Source organism: Cellulophaga baltica 18 (assembly GCF_000468615.2).
Lineage (GTDB): Bacteria > Bacteroidota > Bacteroidia > Flavobacteriales > Flavobacteriaceae > Cellulophaga > Cellulophaga baltica.
Genome location: NZ_CP009976.1, coordinates 154,058 through 181,000 on the forward strand (window position 1 = coordinate 154,058; position 26,943 = coordinate 181,000).

Annotated in this window: 8 protein-coding genes; all 8 read right to left on the bottom strand. The window is 37.2% G+C overall.

The window, feature by feature from the left end; all coding sequences use genetic code 11:
- Positions 1 to 1,462 precede the first annotated feature (1,462 nt).
- The 8 genes from M666_RS00580 to M666_RS00615 all read right to left on the bottom strand — a co-directional run bounded on the left by M666_RS00580 (position 1,463) and on the right by M666_RS00615 (position 26,941).
- Entirely contained in the window at positions 1,463 to 10,300 is an 8,838-nt protein-coding gene (locus tag M666_RS00580) for a Tc toxin subunit A-related protein (RefSeq protein ID WP_029445397.1), read from the bottom strand.
- Positions 10,301 to 10,542: 242 nt separating this feature from the next.
- Positions 10,543 to 18,543 (bottom strand): SpvB/TcaC N-terminal domain-containing protein, encoded by an 8,001-nt coding sequence (locus M666_RS00585; protein ID WP_029445396.1) that lies wholly within the window; start codon positions 18,541 to 18,543, stop codon positions 10,543 to 10,545.
- Between the two features lie 538 nt (positions 18,544 to 19,081).
- Positions 19,082 to 20,989: an acetate--CoA ligase gene (gene acs / locus M666_RS00590; RefSeq protein ID WP_029445395.1), complete on the bottom strand. Its 1,908-nt coding sequence runs from the start codon at positions 20,987 to 20,989 to the stop codon at positions 19,082 to 19,084.
- A gap of 515 nt (positions 20,990 to 21,504) precedes the next feature.
- The gene (locus M666_RS00600; protein WP_024479432.1) at positions 21,505 to 21,870 is read right to left on the bottom strand and encodes a response regulator transcription factor; all 366 of its coding nucleotides are present in this window, start codon (positions 21,868 to 21,870) and stop codon (positions 21,505 to 21,507) included.
- 16 nt (positions 21,871 to 21,886) lie between these two features.
- Positions 21,887 to 24,574, bottom strand: a complete 2,688-nt coding sequence (locus M666_RS00605; RefSeq protein ID WP_029445394.1) for a sensor histidine kinase — start codon at positions 24,572 to 24,574, stop codon at positions 21,887 to 21,889.
- Positions 24,567 to 24,761 (bottom strand): hypothetical protein, encoded by a 195-nt coding sequence (locus M666_RS20160; RefSeq protein ID WP_024479430.1) that lies wholly within the window; start codon positions 24,759 to 24,761, stop codon positions 24,567 to 24,569. Before M666_RS20160 ends, M666_RS00605 begins: the two co-directional genes overlap by 8 nt.
- Before the next feature lie 188 nt (positions 24,762 to 24,949).
- Positions 24,950 to 26,656: a sodium:solute symporter family protein gene (locus M666_RS00610; protein ID WP_024479429.1), complete on the bottom strand. Its 1,707-nt coding sequence runs from the start codon at positions 26,654 to 26,656 to the stop codon at positions 24,950 to 24,952.
- 24 nt (positions 26,657 to 26,680) lie between these two features.
- Positions 26,681 to 26,941 (bottom strand): DUF4212 domain-containing protein, encoded by a 261-nt coding sequence (locus tag M666_RS00615; RefSeq protein ID WP_029445393.1) that lies wholly within the window; start codon positions 26,939 to 26,941, stop codon positions 26,681 to 26,683.
- Positions 26,942 to 26,943 lie beyond the last annotated feature (2 nt).

The following is a 26,943-nucleotide window of genomic DNA, read 5'->3' on the forward strand; positions in this document are numbered from 1 at the left end:
TTTGCCTTAAAACAGGGCTTCACACTGTTTCTTCTTAAAAATTAGTTTACTGGCATACTACTAATTATTGAAGTTACTAATTATCAGACACTTAATATTTTAAATTTATGAACTGCAACAATTTTTGTCGCAAATTTTATAATGTTTACTGGGGTTCCCAGCCGATTTGTCGCAAAATTGTAAAAATTTGAAAGTTTATTGTTGCATAAGTAGCTGAAAATTAAATAGTTAAAAAAATAACATCGCTTTAGCGTGTTACCCTCTTGCTTTACATTTCTCACTTGCAAAAGCTCCCTCCAAAATGTAAACGCTCCTCGCCTTGGTTCAATATTAAATTCAAGCAACGGAAATTAAAAATCTTTTATTTTTTATATCCAGAGTGTTATCACTTTTTCGGTATAACAGAATGGAATCATTGACATCAAATGCCAATGAATTGGTTGTAAATTATTCCTTTTACTTCTCATAGAGCCTTCACGTTTCACTTTTTCGATAACTTTTTACGCAACCGATTTGGGCTTAGTAAGGATTTATAAAAAAAGCATAGCCTGATTATGCAATCCGTCTAGGAACAAATCGGTTCTCTTTGTTATCGGGAATGGGAAGTGTGAAAGGGATAATCAAATACTCATTTTATATTAATTAGATTTCTGTTTTTTATATTCCATCTTAACAGTACCATAGCCATACCACTCAGTGTCCCACTATCCCAAAATTAAGACAAGTGTTGGTACACTACTGTCCCATATATGAACATGTACCGTCCCATCAGTAGGCCAATATTTGGACAAGCACTGGTGTCTTTAAATAAACTATTTAAAACATAAACAAATAAAATACAAATGGCTGACAGGCTTTATTTTTAATTTAATAATTATTTCTTTTTCAAAAAATGCAATTTAAAATTAATTCTGACATAGTCTTTTTGGGAGTTTTAAGTGTGATTTCAGACATTTTTAGTCCTCCAAAGTATTCTTATCATCGGTACTGGTTAAAATTCGAGAGAACGGCTTAAAATACTTAAATTACTATAATACAGTATCTTACATATAATTTGATGTGTTTTGATATTCTTTGGTTTATCTTTCAAAAAACAACTAAATAGTAAATTTAGCCAAAATGCAAAGCGGTCTTCATTAAATTTATTCTTCTTAAAATTAATGGTGTTCAAGACTTTTAAAACGATGCCTTTTTTCGAAATAAAATGAAGGAAAGTGGCTGAGTATCTGCGTTAGATATAAAAAATAAATATCATGTTGTTTATATCTAAATGCAATTTGTGTTTCTCTAACTAAACTTTAGAATTTTTAATTAGAAAAACACCAAAAGCAACAAATTTATTAAGTATAAAAAGAAAGATTATAAAAGGGCTATTTGTTGGTAATTCAAACAATAGGCCCAATTCTTTTTAACTTATTATATATACATTTTTTAATGACAAATGTTTTACCAAAACACCGTATTAACCAATTTTATATTCCACATATAAAATAATATCTTCTAATTTTTCCGTATCAATAGCATTTATATGACCTGGCAAAGGAGCTGTTGGTGCTAAATCACCGCCTACAATAATTGAAATTGTATGATCTCTAAGAATACCTGCATTGAACAAATTTCCTAAATCCTTTGCAAATAAATTACCTAGGGCCGGATCTTTTACAAATCCAGTTTGTGAAGTCCCATTGACATTTATATTTACACTTGCGACTGTTTGACCAACAGAGGTAACCAAAATCAATTTAGCTTTAGATACCTTAAGATTTCTTCCATTCAAAAACAGAGGGAAGTGCTTATTTTCAATTTTTATTAAGACTGGATTATTAACTGGCTGTTCTGTTAATCGGTGGAAAGCATTCGAGAACTCCTGTCTTAAACTAAATGTTCGTGAAAGCGAATTGTTTTTAAGAATGTTTATTAGCGTTCCTTCAATCGCATCATTTTGTGCTTCCACTTTATCCCTGAACAACTCATCGTACTCAGCAGTATAGCTCACATGGATAATAGTATCATTGATTGTGCTGTAATCAAACTGCCTGAAGTTTTTAGGAAGTGATAATTTCCAGGAGCTGATAGCTCCTGCACCTTCAAAAGGCATGTAACGATCATCCCGGAAATTCAACTGGAATACACCTGCATCATTTTGTGCGGTACTTGTCGAAATAATGGTTGTCCTTGATTTGGGTACTTCTTTTAATTCGGCTGCTCCTAAATTAGGTTCCATCCGTATTTCACTACCTGTTAATGACAAGGTAGCACTTACATTGGTATAAGGTCCAGTAATAGACGGAATGGTCAATCTAACTGATTGAATTTTCCTACGGTATTGGCCTGGATAGAACAAATCAAAGAATACTTCCGGAATACTAAAATCACATGTTCCTGTCTGTTTGAGTAACAGGAGTGCTGACGGATCAATTTGCGTAAGTGAAAAGGCCTGATCAATTTCATTCTTCCTATAATTGGTTTCCAGGTAACGTCTCTCCATGGTTTGTAAAGCCATTTGTAAACGTTCACCAGCTAATAAACCTGCACGGGATGATTCAAAATAAGTGCCGTCAATAAAGATATTATTGTCGTCTCGTTCATAACGATAAGCCTGTTCTGCTAACTTGGCTATAGAAAGTGCGTTATTATACGCTTCTTTAAACAAACGCTGCATCGTGGTTGACAGATAGGTGTAGACGCCAAGATTGGAGAATTTCTCACCATAAAATTCCATCACATCTTTGTTGTGTTCGATGTTTTTTAGATGAATTTTTTCAGATTCAATCAATATGTCTCTTCTTATTTCAGATGCTAGGAGGTTTTTATCGGTTTGTTTTAACTCGTACTGCAGTAATTTCTTTTGGTGCTTCCAGCCTTCCGATCTTCTGTCAAATCCTGCTTCTAGACCTGTTGAAGCGGATATAGCTTCAGACCCTTGAGCAATTGCATGAATAGCATTCCCAAATCTTCTTGTACTTGTACCAAGCTCGACACCTCCATATTTCATTGCAAAAGGTGAACCAAGCTGAGGCATTACGTGCAAAATTGCAGATAGGGTGTCGATTACTGATTCAGTTAAGTAAATAGCTGATGCCGAATGTCTTGCAAAAGACTGTGCCACTTCCCAAAGATTCCTGTTTTCACCAATGAGCGAATCGTAATACCCAATCTGATAAGTAATCGCTTCAATTCTATCATTCAAAGATTTAATACCTTCATTTGCTGTATCAATCTCCAATTTTCGACTCTTGGAGGCCATTTCAAGAATATTCTGCTGTTGCGTCATTCGCAATAAAGTCAACTCCTCTCCATTTTTCTTTTCAATAGCACTTAACAAAGAGGCACCAAAGCTTTGCACAACAGACGTAAAAGCTTTAGCTCTCTCAAGGATGTAAGCAAAGCGATAGGGCGGAAGATTGCCACTGACTGAATTGAGAATATCATCCATTGAAAGTCCCGCTGCTCTTGCTCTCACCAATAATCTTGGATCAATTTCAGGTGCAAACAATGCCAACTGCCTTCTCTGACCCTGCATATTCATGCAATTTCTGATTTTAAATAATCGGTCATCCACTCTGTTGTAATAATCAAGTAAATCTTTATTACCCGGTACACAGAACACTGGAGAAACATGTTTAATGATACTAATCCCAAAGGAAGGAATTCGGTACTTATCTTTTACATAGATGGAGTCCTTTTTCCAATCCAAACCGCGGATTGTACCTTTCGCAAAGGCACCCGTAATCTTATCATCAACAGGTTTGATGTGTATCTCAGGCAGGTATTTTGCTTCTACCCCCTTCATTTGATCCAGCTGAATCATCGTCATTCCTAAACCTGCTGCTTTGTACGTTACACCTCTTTTGTATTTAACTTCAGCAGCTACTTTATTAGATTTCTCATAAATAAATGAGTTGTCTAAAATTCCAGCTTTACTTGGTCTCACTTTTTTACCTGGAGTCTTAACATAAGTATAGCTCTCTAATTCAGCTAGGAACTCAGAGCCTTTGTTCAAAAGAGGCTGAATATTCTCAAATGTTTTCGGGTTGACTGTTCCTTCTCCGCATCCACCAATTTGAGCAGGACGATCGCCCAATATTTCTTTGGCAATAATGTAAAGCAAAGTAGCTTCATTTACAGATTCCATCGTATCCTGAGAGAACAATTGATCGCCCCAGTCAATAAGGTTATCAATGTACTTCATAACGATACTCTTTTGATAGGCACTCATCCGCAATCGTGCAATAGCATGAGGATTGAATGGATCTTTTTTATATACTTCAATGGCTTGCTTATCATTCAACTGATCCCGTAATTTTTGGGTGTTAATTTCCCTGAATTCCAGGTACTGCCAGTTTCTGTCCAATTCCATTTTTTTCTTCTGTGCGGCTGAAAGTCCCGCAGGGAATGTAATTACCTCAGTCGCAGAAGGGTTAAAGATGTAATGATACCATTTCTGAGCTTCAGCATATTTACCCTGACTGTTTAAATAGTTGGCAAGCAGGAAAGGAATGTGGAAGAAAATTTCGCGATAATAATTCCCATAAGCGCCTTTAAAATCAATTTTATCCCTAACTACAAGATTTTCTATTTTGTTAGGAGTAATAGATATTGGAGCTGAAGCTTCTTTCAGTGCTTTTTGAGTTTCTATGCTTAGTGTTGTTTCTACTCCACTGGTAAATAATGTTCTTGTCAGTGTTTCGCTTAGAGTAGTGCCTAATCTTTTTAAAATAAATCCATTGCCATCAACTGGTGTGCCCTGTAACAATAACAAATCGCCTTGTACATCTATTATAGCATCGCCATAAGCCCCATTAATAATTTGGACTAAACTACTGGCAGGAAGAGAGGCTATTTGCTCCTGTTCTATATTATTAAAACTTTGGTCTAATGTACATTGATTCCAATGCCTTGTTAATAAAGGATTTGATTTTATTGTATTAACAACCAAGGAGCCAAAGGCAAAATTATCAAACAACTGCACGCCAGGCGAGGTTGCTCGGTGCAGCGAATTACCATTACGTAGCACTATTTTTCCTGCTTTTTTAGTAATTATCCTTAAACTCTCCATTACAGGATCTTCAAAACTGGTAATATTAGATAATCGCCCAGCATTATCTTGGATATTCAAATTGTAAAAATCAATGGCAGCTCTTAACTGAAAGCCAGCACCTGTAAGGTTCAACCTGTTATCACTGTCAATGGCTGGATATACTTGATCCCATAAAAATCCATCCAAAGTGTATTCATCTATTGGTGCCCAATGTATTTGAGTATCATACCTCGGAGTTCTTAATGATGGTTGAAATGTAGATAACATTTCAAAGAAAGGAGTGGATCTTAATATTGAAGGTAGCTGGGCTCTAAAAGTCTGAATTTCATAATCATCTGCTAAAGGATCCTGAACCACTCCATTCCCCTCAAACGGATAACAATCCTTCAAATTCAATTTCTGTGGTGGAGTCCAGGTGCCATCTAATTTAAGTGTTGCAAACTCAATGGAGAATTTATGGCTATAACCTGTGAAGATGGAGCGGTTGTTATCAAAAACTGCATTTGCCAAGGTAGTAACCCTAGTCCAGAATACATGTAACCTCCCATTATACGTAATGGGTGCAACTTTACGAACGGGGATTTGCACATTAATTTTTTGCCAAGGTCCCCAAACTATTCCACGGTTTTCGTTTTTCTCAGCATAGTAAATATTTTCTATTCTTCTATAATAGTAAATGGGTGGCTCATCTGCTGTCACACCAAACAAGTGCAAAACATCCGTTTCACTTTCAACATCCTTTTCATGATAAGATCCTGCGATTTTTAAATGAGCCACTTCATCAAAGCCCCTCATGTACTTGGCATAAGCATCAAGGACCGTATCTGCATTGATATCCTGCTGCAGCAATTCATTCTCCAAATCTTCGAATAGGGGTGATTTATCATCCCTTAATTCAGGTTCAATATAATTTTCAGGATATAGAAACACCTTTCTATTTGCTTCCCAAACCCGGTAATTTTTTCTCCAAGCCCATTCATCAGCAGGAATCGGCTTATACTTTTTGTCATTTGGATTCTCAGGGTTAATACCAATATTTACTCTTCCTAGAGTGCCCGGTTCTTGATCATCTTGCTCAAGATTCAATAAAATACGGTGTATGTATAATTGCATACTCATGGTAGCAGCTACCAGTCGGGAAGTTCTCGCACAACCTTCCAATTCCGTATCAATCAGGAAATAATGAAATAAGTCATTTTCATTTTCAAATTGAGGAAATCCAGAGTGAATCAAGTAGGTAGTAAGAGATGCGCGCTTTCTACCACGCAGCTTATCCTGGTATTTTTCCAGTTTTTCTTTTCTTTCACTTTCTGATTTGTACTTGCTACGAAAGGCTGCAAGTATGGCATTAGTAGCCCCATTTAATTCATTATATTGGAGTGAAATAATTTTTGGCAATACATCTCCGCCAATACCTATATAATTACAAACCTCTACTACATCTTTATAATGTTCAAGGGCTTGAATGGCATTTGTAGAAGAAATCACTACAGAATGTATGGTGGCAAATTGTTCTTGCTTTGTATGAAGAACTGTAGCAAGTTTAACCTGATCTGCTGTTAGGTATTGAGTAGCATTGACAAAGGAATCCAACACTTCCGTTAGTGGTACTATATTATGACTACCATCTTCATTAAGCACAATGAATTGCGCGAAGGTGGTTAGTTTTTGAATGTTCTCAATGGAAAGGTTGTCTATATCAGCAATTCCAAATATAGCTAAGTGGTCAATAATGTAGGTCAAAGCTTCTGTATTGAACTTCTTATCCCTAAACAAGATACTTAGAGGTAATAATTTTTCAACCAATGCAGGAATGGCCACAGCAGGACTGGTGATGCCTTGTAATTCCAAAGCAAAAGAATCAGTATCTAAATCTATTCCCAAAGCACTAATTATTTGACTGATTGCATCTTCGGATAACTGCAACTGACCTGATAAGTGGAATGGTATTAAATATTGCGGATGGTATTTGGTTAATAGTGCCCTGATCTCAGGTTCGGGTCTTGTAATTCCGGCTGGTATAGTTATGGCCGCAGCTGGATTGAAAGAAGGTTTTAACCAAAAATTTGTTCCATCAGGTGAGGGTTCAATTAGAGGGTTGTTTGCATTGATGATTGCTTTTGATAGCTCTTCTGTTATATCATCAAAGGATGAAAAAACTGTTTCTGCAAATACAAGACTGTTGGATGCTTGGGTTTGATCGAGTATAAGCGATGTGATCTCTTCCTTTGTTTTGAAGTTCTCCGGTATGGAAATGTCGTTGCTCTCAACGATAAAATTGAGATCATCCAATGAAAATGAGGATGATTTCCACCAATGATGAAAATTTATGACTTCATATATGTGGTTGATGTTCTCAATATGGTTGTTTGGTATTGTGGGAATCAGTTTAAGAACTATGAATAAATCTGCAATGGAGAGTTTTAGAATCTCTGCGAATTTAGAATGTCTGTATAAAACTGAAAGGTTGGCTACCGTTAAATTAAACCCTCTTTCGCTCTCAATTGCAGAAGAAATATTTACAATTCCTAATGGCAGAGTCAGGTTTTGTATCAACGCCAAAACTTCATCGTCAGACCGATTGAATCCGGCCATAAGACGGGAAGATGAAAATTCTGCTGAGGCCGTTGAACTATCAATTACCAAAGCAGGATGAATTAATTTTATGGCATCCTTAGGATAACTACCTTCCGAGGTGACAACATCTTCATGATTAAAGAGGATGTCAAACAAAGGTTTTTGGTTTTCCTCCCAAACCGAAGTAGGTATACTATACCGAATAGCACACAATTCCACTACAGAAACCTTCAAGGTATCCTGTAGTCTTAAAAGGTTGCCAATGGTCGATATGGTTGCAGGAATAATGTCAGTTGCAACACCAGGATGATGTAGGTGAGTCAATATCAAATCTAGTTCTTCAATACTCCAACTGGTTTTACGCCAGAGCCTCACAAAACGATGAACTCGATCGAGAGCATCATACGTTAGATTCTTAACTCTTTCTATATCATTTTGAATACTGGTGGCATCTATCTTTTCTCCCTTGATGATAATGTTATCCGTTCCATTATTGGTAGCAAATCGACTTTTAAAAATCCGTCCTAGTTCCTTGCGGTCAATGCCCATGGGTTTTAATAATAGCTGAGCATTAAATGGGGTAATTTTACCGGCGGTTACTGTAAATGTAATTCCATACGCTCTATTAATAAATGCAGGAGTATTATCAGGTACTGTGATTAGCTGAAACTCTTTTTCTGATAGATTGAGTCTTGCTTTTGAAATTTCATCTTGTGGTTTTCCCAACAGTATAGCTATATCTTCCCTTGTTTTTTCAAAATGACCTAAATAAGTTGATACAGTCTCCAATGGTAAATTAAAAGGCTGAGTAAATGCATGAACACTGGTTTTCCAGGCTCCTGGTTTTTCCAATGCGATTTCTCCTTTATAAACAAATTCTTCAACCAAACTTCGATCATTCAAATCTCCAGCATACCCCTTCTTTTTTGCAATATAGGATTCGAGTATTTCATTGATAATATCCAAGTATGGAACCAGCGTACTGGTGTTTTCACAAGTAAGTGGTAATGACCACAAATCAGGCCTTCTTACTTTCAAGTTTAAAACATGAGTTGCCTTTGTACCCGTAAAATGTTTAGAAATAATATAACGTTCCACAAACTGCATTAAATCTACAAAGTAGGCAGCAGGAGAATAGATGGACTGGCAGTGTTCGCAATCACAAAATGCCAAATCCCCGAACAAATCCTGATAGCCGGGAATGTCTTTCAGATAATCCTTAATTGCTGGACTGGAATTACCCACGGCTGTCCAATCAAAACTACCTGTAAGAATATCCAAAATAGAACCCATCACACCTGTAGTGCGAATAATGGCCATGTGGGCATTTTCAAAATATTTGGTGGCAATAGCTATATCCAATTTTGTTGCTTTCACAAAATCAGGAAGCGTAACCGATGTGATATGGAAAGAAGAATGAAACCCTGCGGCCATAATGGTTTCGGTGTCTTCTATATCATTGGTGAAAGAATAAACCCGTTGATAGGTTTTTATTGAATTAAGCACCATTGCTTTTTCTTCAGGTTTGAAACCCTGGAAATTAAGTGCTTTTACATCTTCACTATCATGGGTATAGCTGATTGCCAGATAATTAACTTCGGCATTGTTTTTTATGAACTTATCTAATAATCCAATTCTTTCAACTACCTTTTTACCCTTATCAGTCGGGTTTAAATTCTTATCATCCAGTAATTCGTTGAGTTTTAGCCCCGGATTCACTTTGATGATTCTATCCAATTGTTCGTATTGCACTCTGGCACTTTTAACTTCAGCAGCCGAAAGCCCTTTTGTATCTAATTCATCAAAGCTTGATTTGCCAAATATTTTTTTATTTTTTACCAATAAGGGTTTAAAAGCATCAAGGTCTTTTGCTAAAACATCTGCTTTCACCTGACTGATGCGATGTACTAGAGATTCGCCCGGAAATAAGTTCTCTACTTTTTTATAAAGAATTTCGGCATAATCATCTGGCTTCAAGTCTTTAGGCAATTCTACCTTAGAATCTTTTACCAATTTTTTCCAAGCAGATTTATCTAAACGAATCAGGTCTTCAATGGACTGAACTGTACCTGATTTATTTATATGCTCCGTTAATTCAAAACTGGAATCGAACAGCGTATAAAGATTGGAGGCAAGACCAATTCCATTTGCCTCTTTTTCAGTAAGAATTTTATCCTTTACCAATTCATCCAATTTCGCATTGGAAATAGTATTCAGGCTAAATTCTTTGACCAAGGCTTTATCCGTTTTCATTTGGGACAAGCCGACTATATCGCTCAAACGATATACTTTAGCTTTCATTAAATCATTCTGAAAGGCAGGGTTTATAAATACAGGAATTTCTGGCTGGATGATATCATCCAGTTTGCCAAGGTTAGGAAGTTTTGCAGCAACCTCTTCCAACTTCTTTTTCTTTTCCGTAGGAATGCGTCCGGCAAGGAGGTTTTTAGCCAAAGCAGACTTCACATCAACTTTACCGAGCTTGGCAGGGCTGAAATCAATCTTTTTCAGACTGGCTTTTATTTCCGGAGAAGCATCCTTCAGTTTGGCCACAATAGTATTTTTGAGGCTGATGCTTGCCCGTTCACTCAACTTTGAAAACATAGCAGGTTTCTGCTTTTCAATTTCCTTTGGCGTGAGTGATGCCAGTTTTTCGAGTTGGAGAAGTTCTTGCTTATTCATGATATTTTATTTTTAAAATTTTTTGAAGCTTGTTGTTAAACGGTTTGTGATACAACAATAAAGCTTGCTTGGAGTAATTTTAACTCTACTGAATTCATTTATCACTTCCTCCAATTTTGCTGAAGCCTCGAAAGGATTATTCAGCAGCTTGTGCTTTACAGAACCAAAAAGACTTTCAAGGTCTTTGGCGGTTCGGAGAATGGAAGTGAAGTATGTTGTCATGTTTTATTCTATTAAAAATATTACCAAACGGCCCCTATAAAACCAGCAATTCCACCTACTGCAAGAATCCCCCAGCCTACAGGGTTTGAAACTAACCCAAAAAATACTAATCCTCCGCCAACTGCAGCACCAATCCCCAAACCTACCCCAGTTCCTGCAGTTATTCCGGCAGACCTGCCGTATCTAGGTGTAACTCTAGACTCAACATAATCTCCTGCATAATTTGCTGCTAAAGCTGTACCAGTTAAAGCTACCAATGGCGTGGATCCAGTTTGTGTTAGCATCATATAACCAAGCCCAGTACCAGCAGTATCACCGACCAGAACTCCATATTCTTCTTGCTGAAAATGTTCCCCCCATGAGTAAACAGAAGTAATTATCATACCTGCACCTCCACCAATTCTCATAAATCTTGAACCAGTCCCCATAACCCGAAGGCCATTACCAAAGCCATTTGCACCGTTTAATGCCCATCTACCATAAAAATATGTTCCTACTCCTAGGCTCTCGACACCTACTGTTGCATAAGCTGCATATCGAACTCTCTGGTCGGAAATTTGGCTTGCACCATACCAGGATAATATTGGACCTCCAATGGTAAATAAATGCCCTGCACCTCTGCCAAATGTTCTTAGTCCTTCTGAATTTCTTAATAGGCCTATGTCCCGACTCCTAGCTACTCCTCCTGCTGGAACGTTTTCTGGTGCCCCCGCAGCCACTGACCTTTCCCTTGTATGCCTTGCACTTGAGCCTTGTGAAGTGTTCACGCTATCTTGCTGAAACCTATGATCTTCGAAGCGGACAGTATCAGCACCTCCAGTCCCATTTGGTCTATTTATATGTTGTAATTCAACGCCATGATCTACATGATGACCTGAAGGTCTTGTTCTTCCAGCAGCATCTTCCGCTTCTAACCAGTTTTCTTGTAAAATCGAATTATTTGCTCTGATATCATCTGTCACTGGACTTCTGGATGTAGGATTGGCATTCCTAAATCTACCCGTATCAGAATTGAGCACTCTACCAGCCTCTAACTCCTGTTGGACTCTAACCCTGTCAAATGAGCCATTTGGATTCACTTCCTGATACTGCTGCCATGTTGCATCCACATCTGCATCAGTAATAGTTATGTTAGAATCAGCATTTAAAGCGGAACGATTTCCAACACCTCTATCTGTTTGAATCCTTTCTCTGTACATTCTGAGTTTATCATCATCAAAGTTATTAGGCACCTCTAGGGTAAAACCTTCTGGGTTGCTGAATATTAATTCTGAGCCAGCATATGAAGTTCCTGATCCAGGTATTCGAGATCCATTGTTTCCTTCATGATTCTGAGTTTCTATCTCTGGTTCTAATACTTCGGGTTCTGCTGTTGGTGGTGGTGCTTCTCGCTCAGCCTCTGGGGCATCATTGTCAGTAGTAGGTGATATTGAAGGACCAATTTCCCCTTCTCCAACTTCTGGTTCAGCCCCATGAAACCATATCCATTTACCGTTTGAAGTGTGCCATGCAAAATATCCACTGCCAAAATGCGTAGTTAACGGACCACTTAATTCGTTTGTAAGTGTCGACCTAGCTTCTATACTTCTTTCTCCAAGTAATCTTCTTTGTTCGTCAGTTATGTTATTATAAGATCTAGAAGTAGGCACATCGGTTTCTGGAATTTCAGTACTCTGCAACCCATTCGGATCCACCAAATTGATAGGGTTGTTATGCACATAGAGATACAAATTCAAGGAATCTTCGGGGCCTATAGGATCAGGATTAATCCAACCACCTATCCAATGGGCATAATAGCGATAGCCAAAATAATACAAGCCTGTAAAATCATCCCGTTCTTTGCCTGAGTAGCGGTAATCTTTCAGGTCGATTTCCCGTTTGTTTCTACCTGCAATAAATGAAGTGCCTCCATAGGGGAAATACTCTTCGTAAGTAATTACAGCGCCTTGTTCATCCAGCTCCAAAGCAGCCGAGCCTAAATGGTTGGCTAATTGGTAATGGATTTTTTTCTTTGTAACGTCATCCGTCTCCCGTGCATTCGTGTCCGTTTCCCAGGAGTGAATTTTGGCAATGGTATTTGTTCCATCGGTGATCGTAGATGTGAGTCGTTTGATGAGTTCAATTCCTCCTCTGGTAATTCGTTTAATTTCACAACCATCGAGGTAAATTTTTTCGGTAAGTTCAACAGTGTCATTAGTCACATCAACAACCCTTTGGGTAATTTTTCGCACCCGCATGCCATCGCCACCATACACATAATATTCCTCATCGTTCGGTTTTCCTTGAGCAGAACGGTCTATCACAACAGCTTTGGAGATATTGTTTCGGTAGTTCCATTCTAGACTTCTCAGATGCGGCATGTAAATACAGTTGCCGTTTGCATCGAACCGGCTTTCTGGATTGGAGATGGCAACGTCATTGAAATCCGTTTGTGGCAATGAACGATTTGAGCTTGGGGAAGTCCAGATTTGTTTGTTCCAGTTTTGTGATACTCCGCTATGCCTGATGCTTTCTATATTTCCTGCTACATCGTATTGGTAAGTTCTGGAAAAGCGTTCTACGGTGGCACCGTTATTCAAAGTGATATGTCTTGTGCCTTTTCCCCAATTGGCCGGTACTCCTGCTTCCCTGCTGCGGTCGGCATAGTCGTTTTGCAACAATGCTTGGTGCACTCTGCCTTTGGCCACTTTCAATTGGTATAAGGCATCGTATTCAAATTCAGAATGGGACGATACATTTAATCCCTGCAATACATGAGGGTTGGGCGATGTTGGCTGCTGCGCTTCATCTACCAAATGGACGAGGTTGCCAACAGGGTCATAGGTATAAAATATATCCTGATATGTTCGGGGCGTTCCGCTTGTTTTTCTTGAGCGAAGCCGTTTCATGCGGAATGTTTCGGTGTCATAGCTGTATGACGTTTCTACATCATTGCCCAAAAGAGCCGATTGTCTTAACCCTTTGGCATCGTAGGTGGTGTTTTTTAGTAATTCAACGTCATTCATCTCCTCATCAGCGGTGGAAACCAATACTTTTTGTACACCACCGCCCTGATTAAAAATAAACTTTCGGGTAGTTTGGTCAGGTAGTTCTTGTTGATCAGGACGTCCCAAAGCATCATACCTATATTTTGATGTGTACGTATCTGCAGCAAGGCCAACTGTTGCAGGATTGCTCCAATTGGGTTCAGCTGTGAATTGATGTAATAGTTTTCGTTCCACCAAAAGCGGTACGCCACCTGGTGCCGCAATTTTTAATTCTTGGAGACCAGCCTGATCGTAATAAATGACCAACTGCCCCCTTAGATTTTTCTCTTTAGCCTGAACTACTGAGGCATCTTCGCCATATACAAATCGTTCTGTAATTTGATTTAAGCCCAAAGCACCATCTACAAGTACAGTAGTAACTCGATCCAGATGATCATATCGGGTTCTTTGGTGTATGTTGCGACTGTCCCATAAATGTATGGTTTGGTCAAGGTTATTGTGGAATGCCCACTTTTCTCCTGCATCCATACTTTTTTCATAGAGCTGTCTGCCTAGCATATCACGCTTGTATTCAAAAGCCTCTAGATTTCTGGCATCAATGATTTCAGCGATGTTTCCATTAATATCATAACGGTTTTCAATCCTTCTTTCTGCTCCGTCATTGTTTCGTTCTAGGGTGACAATCTCTCTGCCTAGTGGGTCAAATTTTACAATGGCTGGTGTCTCTTTGTGGGCCAAACTTTTATCCAAAGCCATTCGCTCAGGAGCATCATTTGGAAGTATTTCTCTGAATATTTTATAAAACGAACGATCAACCGTATCATTCTGGTCGTAGGAGGTAACTTCCCACGGCGTAAATTTGATTTCAGTAAAAGTACTGTTTGGAAAATCTGTGCGGTAGGTTCTGCCTACAGCATCGTAATAATTTTGTGCAGACACCCCAAAAGTTTCGAGAACTTCATCGTTTTCAAAATCTGCTAAAGTAGAGAAATAAGGTTCAAACTGTCGTACTGGTTGAATCTTGTTGTTGTAAACGACATGCCCAGATACAAGCCACCTTTCATTACTGTGCAAAAGTATGGGTTCACCTCCTGTATCTAAGTCTAAACCTCCATCTGGTTTTCTTAGAATGGCTAAACCTGATTCTACTTTCTGTTTGCTTTGAATGATCCGTCCAAATCCATCTTGATAATCTAACCCAATTTGAATCTTGAAACTGTTGTCAATAGTTCCTTTTCCGTCATGAACTAAATTTTCACGGTTTAGGTTGATGCTGCGAAGTGGTTTGCCTTGATTTATCCAACTATCAACATCGTAAAAAAGAAAACTGTCTGCTTGCTGAAGATAGTTGGCGGGATTAGCAAGAATATTAACGATGCTTTCGTCATTTCTTTTTGCATAATCACCAATCAGATTATTCCCATATTTCTGCAACGTACTGGAATCATCTAAAACCGTACCTTGATGCGTTGTGACAACAGGCACTCCCAAAGGATCATAAAGCACTTCAGAAACATTATCATTTGGATCAATCAAACGGAAGGGTTCTACAATATTATAATCAATTTCGCCTTTGGTGATATTGCCGAAAGCGTCAGTAATTTCTATGATATTGAGATTGTACTTATCGTATTGGTAAGTCGTGATATTACCGGCAGCTCTTTCAACCTTATCGAGGTTGAAAAACTTATCCATTCCCAAGAAGTAATTAACTGCCGTTTGTTGCCACCAGTAGCCCTCGTTTTGAATATAATTTCCTTCATCATTATCGGAAAGCATGACAGTCGTAACCTTTCCAATGAATGCCTGATTAATCAAGTTATCATTGAAACAAGCAGTCTCTTCGTGGTGGGCAAAAACTATATGACCTGTTTGTCCGAGGGGCAAAACATCATCAAAATTGTTGTTCCAAAAATAAGACCTATCCCATGAAATAAGTCGTGCTTGTGAAACGCCTCCTGACGAAAGCACTCGATCAAATTCAATGGCATTGGCTGCCAAACCGTCAAAAAGTGCTTGAACATCTTTGAGTCTTATAATTTCATCAGGATTTCTATCTATAAAATTAACTTCAAAATCTTTAGCTTCAAATAGGATTCCGGTTTGATAATTGTCAAGGGTGTTTTTGTTTAAATAGGTGTTCTTGCTTAAGGTGATATAATCTCTATTTTGAGCAGGGTAGCTTCCAATGGCAGAATTTCTTCTTGAATAAGCAACATTCAAGCTTTTTTCCATATCCCCAAATTCGTTTACCAAAACTGATAGCTGATGAGCTATTTTTGGATCATTAGCTTCTTGCTCATAAGTATAGCTTAATGCCTCTGTTTGGTATGCAAAAAAACAGGAATCGTTTTTTTTGTGTTTATGCTGAAGTTTCCTGATTGAGTATGAATTCTGAGAAACCTGATAGGGATGCTCGGCCAATTCGCCAACAGGCGTTGTAGCATAAATTTCCTGACGGATTACTTTTCCTGCAAGGGTTCTGTATCCTTGTTCAAAATCGTTCGATTCCAGAGCATCCATATGTTCAAACGACTGGGGCGATAATAATTGATGTTTTGCATCTTTATTATAAAACTGTCCGGCTCTTCTGCTATCCCAACCAAAAATACCATTATGCAACCAGGTTCTGGTACAACTAGGTTGGGTGTATTCTTTATCATGTGTGATTGAAGCGTTTTCAAAAAGTTCAGTATCGTATTGTTCAATCAAACCAAAGGACACAAATGATCTTTCGTTGCCATCATAATGTCCATCCTGATATTTAAATTCAGTAATAAAACGGCTATTGGTGATATGGTCGATTACTATTTTTTTGTCTACTACTGTAAAATGAGATGGTATTTTAGAAATCCAAGGATTCCCGGCTTTTTTCGCATCTAAATAATGTTTACCTGAATAACCATATTCTATCTGTTCCTCTTTCCCTAGTCCATTTTCGAGAGAAATTAGCAATCTTGGTTTGATACCATTGGTCAATTCCAAATATTGAATAGAAGAGTTTTGGGAAAAACTCAAAGAATTCGACCAAACCAGGCATGGAGTACCTTGTCCAAGAAAATCTAGGACTATGGCTGAACTTATATTGTCAATATATGGAAGGTTTGTAATTCTTCCCCCAAATATAAATTTGTTACCAGATGCATTATGCCAGTATCGTATTTCACCATTTCCAATATATAATATATCGGAAGTACCACTGCCATCCAAATCATAGAGGCGTATTCTGCTGGCATCAAAAGTGTTATCAAAATCAATTATTGGTGAATCTTCCATGAGAACAACTTCGCCAAAATGTCCGTGCCCTAAATTTGGATAATACTCAACTCTTCCGTTTTTTATTCTAACCTGATCAGGTAGGCCATCACCCGTCATATCCGCCTGAAAATAATCTAGCGATAGATTTTCTCCTATGGTGGGAGCATAAACAACACCATTCGAAATTGGCTTTGCAAATTCGTAAGGCTTTTCAAATCCATCTTTGCCTTTAAAAGGGTAACAGATAATCTTATCTTCCCGCTCTACTACTAAATCAGGATAGCCATCGCCATCCACATCCATGAATTTGGAATGACCAACCTGAGGAATGTTCTGCAATGCTTTGAATCCAGACCATTTCTCTCTTTCTCTGTCAAATTCATAATAACCTGCTGTTCTACCTTGTAAAGAGAATAAATTAAGATTGCCATCCTGATCAAAATCTCCGAGAGAATAGATACCCATTTCCTGAGACGGCTTCTCAATGACTATGTCTTGTTTGCCAAATAAGCCATCTCCCAAGTTGGGTTTATAATACCATGCATTGGCTGATTCGGTGAGTATTCCAGTAAGTCCTTCGCCAAACAAATCGACTAACCTAGTCTTTAAGTGGTTAAAACCTTGAGGTAAGTTTTCATTCGATTCTTGAATAGTTGCATTGAAGCTCACACCAACTGTTGGCACAGAATATTTGAAAGTTAGTTCAGGAAGTTGCTTTTCTGTATAGGTGCCAGCATTAATATCTCTTCTTATTCCAGTATAAGCTAAACCCCGAAGTGTAGTTCCTGATGGATTTTTGTTGTATTTGCATTCAAATATTCCAGTCAAAGATTTTCCAGCTAATTCATCGAAATGATGAAACATCAATATCCGTTTACACAATCTATAGATCCTGATTTCAAAACCAGAATTATTGACAGAATAAGGGTCTGGTCTTTTGTGCCATTTTACTCCTGCATTAGGTTGGCTATTACTATATGGCCTGTTTTGGTATTCACCATAATCAAAAACAACTTCAAACAACCATTTATTATTAGCTGGTAAAGGTCTATCAGCCTGCAATGGCATTGTGTTTCCATAAAGTATCCTGTCTGGATATTTTTGAGCAAAATTAGTTCGCGAAAATTTTCTTAATCTATTGCTTTCATAAGATTTAAGAGAATCAATATTGTCACCATTTTCTTGTTTGTAAATATATTGTATTGCATTTCCGAGGTTATCATACTGAGCTTCGAGCAACCAGATGAAAATTCGGCTCTTATTTTCTGGATCAGCTATTTGGTTTAACCCGGAAGCCTCAAGTCCATAAACTGATACCACATTATTTTTTGATCTCGTCCGCCAATGAACCTCACCGGTTGATTTTTTTATCCATTTTTCAAATCTTGTATATGCATCCTCATTCTTTGCTCTGTAACAGTAAATCCAATAAGCTGCATTCTCTTCAATCTTGTGATTCCATGTGCTACCAGTCTTGAATAATTGAGGGACTACTGAACTTGCCCCATTAAATGCATAGTTGTCTGTTCCGTCATATTTGGGTAATCCTTTTTTTGTATCAATAGCAATAAACGGAAGACCGCTTAAACTCCAACCCATTCCAAAAACAGAATTTCTTGATGATGAACCATAATGTAAGGACAAAGCAGCCCCAAACCCATTTCTTCCTTCGGATAATGGAACTTTGACCATTCCTGATACATTTCCATTGGACGGATTTATATCAAGTGTATGTTCTAACTGAAGGTCCTGTATCCCAATGTCCCCGAAAACCATACCATTTTAATAAATTGAAAAAAGACTTAACAGAAAACTAAATTTAAGTGTCGAATTCGTAGCGAAATAATAGATTATTCGACTGTTTCTGAATTGTGTCTAAAAAACTTAAAAAGGGGGAATGAATCAAACAGATTAGGAAATCATCCAATGAGGTAATTTCAGCAATCTGTGTTATTCTAACTAAAGAAGGGGGAATCTCACAATAAATATACTGAAAATACTGAATCGAAAATAAAAAAATTTTTATTTTCGATGAAATACACTTATTTCTTATTCGCTGTATGTTTGTAATATTTATCAAAAGTTAACACCTTAATATGAAGGTGACAAATGGCTAGGATAAACATCAAATTATTTAAAATATAATTGTTTTCGAAACAATAGCTATAAAGTCACCTATTCGGTGAGCGTTCTAAAATTAAACTCGAAAAATCTTTGTTTAAAGGGCTTTGGGGAGTATCGTTCGATTCTCCCCGGCTCCACAAAACAACCTCGTAACACTAGTGTTTACGGGGTTTTTTACATTTAGATGCGTTTATAGTACATTGTCCATTATTTGTTGAACACATTCTGGGTTTAAAAGGGTGCTTGTATCCCCCAGATTACTAGTGTCTTTACCCGCTATTTTTCGAAGAATACGACGCATAATTTTTCCAGATCGGGTCTTTGGTAAACCATTTGTAAATTGAATTTTATCTAGTTTGGCAATAGGTCCTATTTGCTCTGTTATAATTTGATTTATTTCTTTTCTTAAATTATCATGATTTCTACTTTCTCCTGTTTCTTTTAAGGTTACATATCCATACAATGCATTTCCTTTGATATCATGCGGAAATCCTACGATGGCGCTTTCAGAAACCGCAGGATGCTCATTTATAGCATCTTCTATAGGTGCTGTTCCTAAATTATGTCCTGAAACAATAATAACATCATCTACACGCCCAGTTATTCTATAATAACCCACCTCATCTCTGAGAGCTCCATCTCCCGTAAAATACATATTCTCATAGGCAGAAAAATAAGTGTCTTTATACCGCTGGTGATTACCCCAAATAGTTCTTGCAATACTCGGCCAAGGAAATTTTATACACAAACGACCATCCGCCTGATCTCCTTTTATTTCTTTACCATTTTCATCCATGAGTGCTGGTTGAATTCCTATAAAGGGTAAGGTTGCGTAAGTTGGTTTGGTAGGCGTACAAAATGGAATTGGAGTAATCATAATACCTCCCGTTTCTGTTTGCCACCACGTATCTACAATTGGCGCCTTTCTTTTACCTACATTATCATCATACCAATGCCACGCCTCTTCATTTATAGGCTCTCCTACCGTACCTAATACTTTTAAGGAAGACAAATCATGCGTATCTATATAAGCCACCCCCTCTTTTGCCAAAGCCCTTATTGCTGTAGGAGCCGTATAGAATTGCGTAATTTTATGCTTTTCTACAATTTCCCAAAAGCGTCCATAATCAGGATAACTAGGTACCCCTTCAAACATTACCGTGGTTGCACCATTTGCTAAGGGTCCGTACACAATATAACTATGCCCTGTGATCCAGCCAATATCTGCTGTACACCAGTAAATATCATTCTCTCTATATTGAAAAACATTTTTAAAGGTATATGCCGTATACACCATATATCCTCCAGTGCTATGCACCATTCCTTTTGGCATTCCTGTAGAACCTGAAGTGTATAGGATAAATAAAGGATCTTCGGCATCCATAACAGTTGCCACAAGTTCATCGGAAGCATCGTCTAACAAAGGCTGAAGCCATTCATCACGCCCTGCTTTCATAAAAATCTCTGTATCAATACGCTTTACTACCAATACCTTATTAACCCCTTTACAATCTTCTAAAGCTTCGTCTACAATCCCTTTTAAGTCAATAGATTTAGCACCACGGTACGACCCATCAGAGGTGATAACCATCTTACAATCCGCATCATTAATTCTTGTTGCTAAGGCTATAGACGAAAAGCCTGCAAAAACCACCGAGTGTATGGCGCCTATCCGTGCACAGGCCAATATAGCCACTGCTAATTCTGGAATCATAGGCAGGTAAACACAGACGCGATCTCCTTTTGTAACTCCTTTCGCCTTTAAAACATTAGCAAATTTATTGACCCGATGATACAAGTCTTTATACGTAATATGTTGTGCCGCTTCTTTTGGGTCATTGGGCTCAAATAGAATAGCTGTTTTATCTCCTCTCGTTGCTAGGTGCCTATCAATACAATTCTCGGTTATATTCAATTTAGCACCTTCAAACCATTTTACTTCTGGTTTCTTAAAATCCCAGCTTAGCACCGTATCCCATTTCTTACGCCATAAGAAATGTTCTTCTGCTATTTCTTCCCAAAAAGATTCCGGATTACGTACAGACTTTCGATAAACTTGATAATACTCTTCTAAATGTTTTATATGATAATTACTCATGACGGATAAATTTTTAATTAAAATTCTAGAATTTAGAATTCTGGAAATTGATTTTATTTTGATAATAGGTGATGTCTAGTTCAACGTAACCTCCTTGACATAAAACAGCCTGAGCAGGCTTCATCACTAGATAAATAGGTAATGGGGTAAACATTGTATTTTTTGACCATATAGCATTAGCAAAGAAGCTATACAACTAACACATTCCCCCTAAAATTAGAGCTCTGATTTTTTAGGATTAAATAAGCCGAACCACTTGGGATTAAGGATCTTTAGTTTGATAAGAGACCAAGGCATAGCAATAAGGCATAGACCGATTACAAGAGATTGTAGTGCCGTTACGCCTGCTTCGTTTTCAAACTTTATTCTATAGAATAAAGTGATTACTACATAAATCGTAATAAGAATATCTGATGTATGTGGTTTTATTTGATACTTCACGTCTTAAAATTTTAGTTAAACATTGTTTGTTTGCACACAAAACCAATATTTAAAGAAGACCTATAAGACTGCTTTTAAGTCATAAGTTGCAGAATTTCTGCGACTATTTTTTTTACTGAAAAAGGTTTAATTAAATATTTATCAGCTCCTAGATTTAATCCTTTTTCAATATCCGAAGCTTTATTTTTTGCTGTTAAGAAAACTACTTTAGTAGCTTCTAAACTAGCGGTACTTTTTATATGTTTTAACGTCTGATACCCATCTACATTTGGCATCATAATATCTAGCAACACAATATCTGGCGTGCTAAGTTTCAATAGTTCTAATGCTTCACTACCATCTCTAGCTATAAACACCTCAAAATCCTGCTTTTTAAAGGCATATTCTAGTGACATTACTATATTTGGTTCGTCATCGACGATTAAAATCTTGTACTTCATAAAATCTGTAACCAAGTTAACTAAATGGCAACGTAAAAACAAGTTCTGCACCTGTTTTTATATGTTTAGAGGCCCAAATTTTTCCACCGTGTTTTTCTATAATTTGTCGGGTAATCGCTAAGCCTAATCCACTGCCTTCTGGCTTAATGGTATTTTGATGTTGAGATTGATAAAATTTATCAAAAATAAAGTCGACATCTTCAAGAGGTATCCCTTTTCCATTGTCTCTTACCACAATCTCAAGTACTTCGTTTCCTAGCCTATAATCTATTTCAATGTGTCCAGATTCTGGCTCACAAAATTTCAAAGCATTTGAAAGCAAATTGTACAACACCTGAATAATTCTATCTTCATCATAATTCAAATAAAAACGATGGACATTTTTTATGTTTATTTTGATTCCTTTTTTAGCTGCAATATGTTGCGTGCGTTCTACTGCCGTTCTTATGGTTTGTTGAATATCCAAAGAACCTTTATTTAATTTAAGTCGCCCTGTCTCCATCTTTTCAAAATCCAGAATATTATTAATGAGTCGCCCTAGCCTATCCGAATCTTGAAGGATGTTATTCAGGAACTGTTTTTTAATTTCCTTTGGCATATCATCCTCTTCATCCATTAAAAGTTCTGTAGCAGCTCTAATACCTGTAATAGGCGTTTTTAACTCGTGTGCTACCGTATCTAAAAACTCATCTTTTTGCTTATCCTTAACTACAAGCTCTTCATTTACATCTTTTAATTTTGAAGATAATTGCGAGAGCTCGTCTGATTTTTCAAGAAGCATTTTATTACTTACGATATTCTTCTTTGATTCTTCTAAAATTTTTAGCACCTCTACTAAACTTATTTGCTCTTCTTTAACCACACTAGAAATTAATATTTTAGCAGAAGCACTACCTATACTTCCCGTCAAAAGTTTTTCTGAAAAATTGATCAGTCTAGCATCTGCTAATTGCGTATCTAATGGTAAGTTATACTTTGTGAAAAATAATTTTAAGGCTCTAGCCGCTTTAGTTTCTCCTAAAAACCGAATAAGGACATTTTTTATATCTGCTACGTAGGCTTCTCCCTTCCAAACCAATGCACTGTCTTGTAAGGCGGTAAAATTGTTACTATCTACAAACATTTCCGCATAATTACGCTCTCGATAATTCCCTTTCGTCATAATTGAAAACACGAGATAGCAGAGTAAATTAACTAGCATGCTCCAGAAAAAAGCATGTGCTGGCGGACTCAAAAAATCAATTCCAAAAAGAGCATATGGCTTAAGGGCGCTAATACCAAATAATCCTAATTCTGTAAAATTCTCACGTCCCGTTGCTGATATCGTAAATGGAAGTATTAAGGTATATACGGTTATAAGAAAACCAACAATAATTCCTATTACAGCCCCTTTAGAAGAACCACGGTTCCAAAATAATCCAATAAAAAAAGAAGGCGCCAGTTGTCCTATAATTACAAATGAAATTAGCCCTATGGCGTACAACGACAATTCGCTCGAAAAAGAGACATAAAAGAAATACGCTATGATAATAATGGTAAAAATAGAAATCCGACGAATATTCTTAATATACTTCGCATTCCGTTCTGTTTGATTTCTAATGAATTTATCTAAAAAGCCATACGGAATAATTAAATTGTTGCTCACCATTGTGGAGAGTGCTAATGTAGAAACCACCACCATGGAAATGACTGCAGAGAATCCTCCAAGAAATACTAAAGTGGCTAGAAATGAATTGCCATTCTTTAAAGGTAAAAGTAAGGTGTAATATTCTGAATTCGCAGTGCCTCCAAAAGTTATCTCTCCCGCCCAAGCAATGAAAATTACGAATATGTTAAACAACAGCAGGTAAAGTGGAAATAACCAGATCGCTTTTTTTAAATATTTTTCTCTGGTATTTTCCAATACTGAAACCTGAAATTGTCTAGGCAATAAAAAGATGGCCATAAATGACAATCCAATCATAAAAAACCAATTAAACCCTTCTTCCAATCCTGAAAGACCGGTTAGTTCTTTAAAATTTGCTCTAGTCGCTATTTGCGTATAAATATCGGTGGTGCCATCAAATAGATAGAAGGTCACATAAACACCAATAACTAAGAAGAACACTAATTTTAATACCGATTCAAAAGCTACTGCCGCAATGATTCCAGTGTGTTTTTCTGACGCATCTGCTTTTTGTGTGCCAAAAAACGTTGCGAATATGGCTAAAAGTAGCGCCACATAAAAGGTTGAATCATTAAAAATATTTGTTGAAACATGCGGAAAATTATCGCCCATAATTTCAAAGGTTTCTGAAACTGCTTTTAGTTGTAACGAAATATATGGAATGGTACCAAAAAGACAAACCAAGGTAACTAGAGCTCCCAGAAACCTATTATTCCCATACCGCAGAGAAATGAAATCTGCTATGGAAGAGATTTTATTTTGCTTAGAAATTCGTATTACTTTACGAAGCACTACAATCCATAAAGGTGCAGCAATAACAGGACCTAAATAAATTGGCAGAAAATCAATTCCAGAATTGGCCGCAATCCCGATACTGCCATAGTACGTCCAAGCAGAACAATAAACAGCTAAAGACAAAGTGTACACATAGGGATTGTTTACCCATTTGCTTTTTTTCTTCTTTTCCGCCAAAAAAGCAATGAAAAACAGCACTGCTAAATACACAACGATAATAATGATTAACAAGTAATTATTCATAGTATCGCTTTAGAACAATTCCTGAAATTACAATAGAAAGCAACCAAATAGAAAACATTGAAAAGTAAAACGTAGGAATACCAAATAACGCCCCTTCAAAATTAAAAATTAAGACAAAGGGTACATTAAATAGTAAAAATAAAGCAATCGAGAGGACGACTAGTTTTTGTTCATGACGTTTCTTCATGTTTAGTTATTAGTTGATACACTAGGCTGTTTACCGTGTATAAAGTAGTGAAAAAAAATCATTTTATTACATCAATAAAAATCAGCATCACAAAAATTGCAATGCTGATTTTAGGTTAACTAACTAATTTTAATTTAATACCCTTCCGCTATTCAAACGATATCTCATAAATAAAAGAGTATTTATTTTTAATGTCCAGAAGCCTCTCCTGCCCCAGAAGGTATTCTGATATTTTCTACAATATCCTGAACATTTTCTGGTGGCGCAGGTGTCATTCTCGAGATCACAACTGAGAAGACAAAGTTTACGAACATAGCGACCGTACCAAATCCTTCAGGTGATATACCAAACCACCAACTAGATTTTAAACTATCAACAGCTTCTTTACCTCCATCAAAGATTCCAAATTTAAATTTCAGCATATAAAATAGCATTAAGCCCAAACCTATTACCATACCTGCAATGGCCCCTTCTTTATTCATACGTTTATCGAAGATTCCTAATACAATTGCCGGAAAGAATGAGGCGGCAGCAAGACCAAAGGCTAATGCGACGACAGCAGCAACAAATCCTGGAGGATTGATCCCAAAATAACCTGCAATTACTACTGCAACTGCAGCTGCAAGACGCGCAGCAATAAGCTCACCTTTTTCACTAATTGTTGGCATTAAAATTTTCTTGAATAAATCATGAGAAATAGAGGATGCTATTACCAATAATAAACCTGCCGCTGTAGATAATGCTGCAGCCAATCCTCCTGCTCCTACCAATGCAATTACCCAATTAGGTAATTTTGCTATTTCAGGATTTGCGAGCACCATAATGTCACGATCAATAGTAAGTTCATTTGTATTCTTATCTGCCACATATTGAACTACACCATCATTATTTTTATCTTCATATTTCAAGAGTCCCGTTTTCTCCCAATTTGCAAACCATTCTGGCAATCCGTCGTATGGCTTATTACTAACTGTTTCTATAAGATTAACTCTTGCAAACACCGCAACAGCCGGAATTGTAGTATACATGATTGCAATAAATAATAAAGCCCAACCTGCAGATTTCCGTGCATCTTTTACGCGAGGTACCGTAAAGAAACGGACAATAACATGAGGTAAACCGGCCGTACCCGCCATTAAGGCTAGTGTAATAGCAAACACATCTATCATAGATTTACTTCCTGTAGTATATTCACTAAAACCTAATTCTGCATGTAAACCATCTAATTTATCCAAAAGGTAAGCACCATCATCACCCGTACCGCCAAATCCTAATTGGGGAATAGCATTTCCTGTCATTTCAAACGAAATAAAAATTGCTGGAACCATAAAAGCAAAAATAAGAACACAATATTGCGCTACTTGTGTATAGGTAATTCCTTTCATCCCACCAAGTACTGCATAGAAGAGTACGATAGTCATACCAATATAAACACCAGTCTCAATATCTACTTCTAAATATCTTGAAAAAACAATGCCCACCCCTCTCATTTGACCAGCAACATAGGTAAATGATACTATTAAAGCCGCAATGACAGCCACGATACGGGCTACATTAGAATAATACCGATCTCCAATAAAATCTGGTACTGTAAATTTTCCAAATTTCCTTAAATAAGGAGCGAGCAGCAAAGCTAAAAGCACATACCCACCGGTCCACCCCATGAGGTAAACAGAGCCATCATAGCCGCCGAAGGAGACTATACCTGCTAATGATATAAATGATGCTGCAGACATCCAATCGGCTGCAGTTGCCATACCATTGATAATTGGTGGCACACCACCTCCTGCAACGTAAAATTCTTTTGAAGATCCTGCTCTAGCCCAAATTGCAATCCCAATATAAAGTGCAAAAGTGATCCCTACGAGTATCCAGGTCCAAGTTAGTATTCCCATAATATATTTGTTTTTTTAGTTAGTTTATTCGTCAACACCGTATTTTTTATCCAACTTATTCATCAATCGTATATAGACGAAAATGAGTACAACAAACACGTAAATAGACCCTTGTTGTGCAAACCAGAACCCTAGCTTGAAGCCTCCCATTTTTATCTCGTTTAATTGATCGACCATTAAGATTCCAAAAACGAAGGAAACTAAAAACCAAATGGATAATAGAATAGTTAGGTACCGCAGGTTTTCTTTCCAGTACGCTGTTGCGTTTTTTTGTTTATCAGACATAA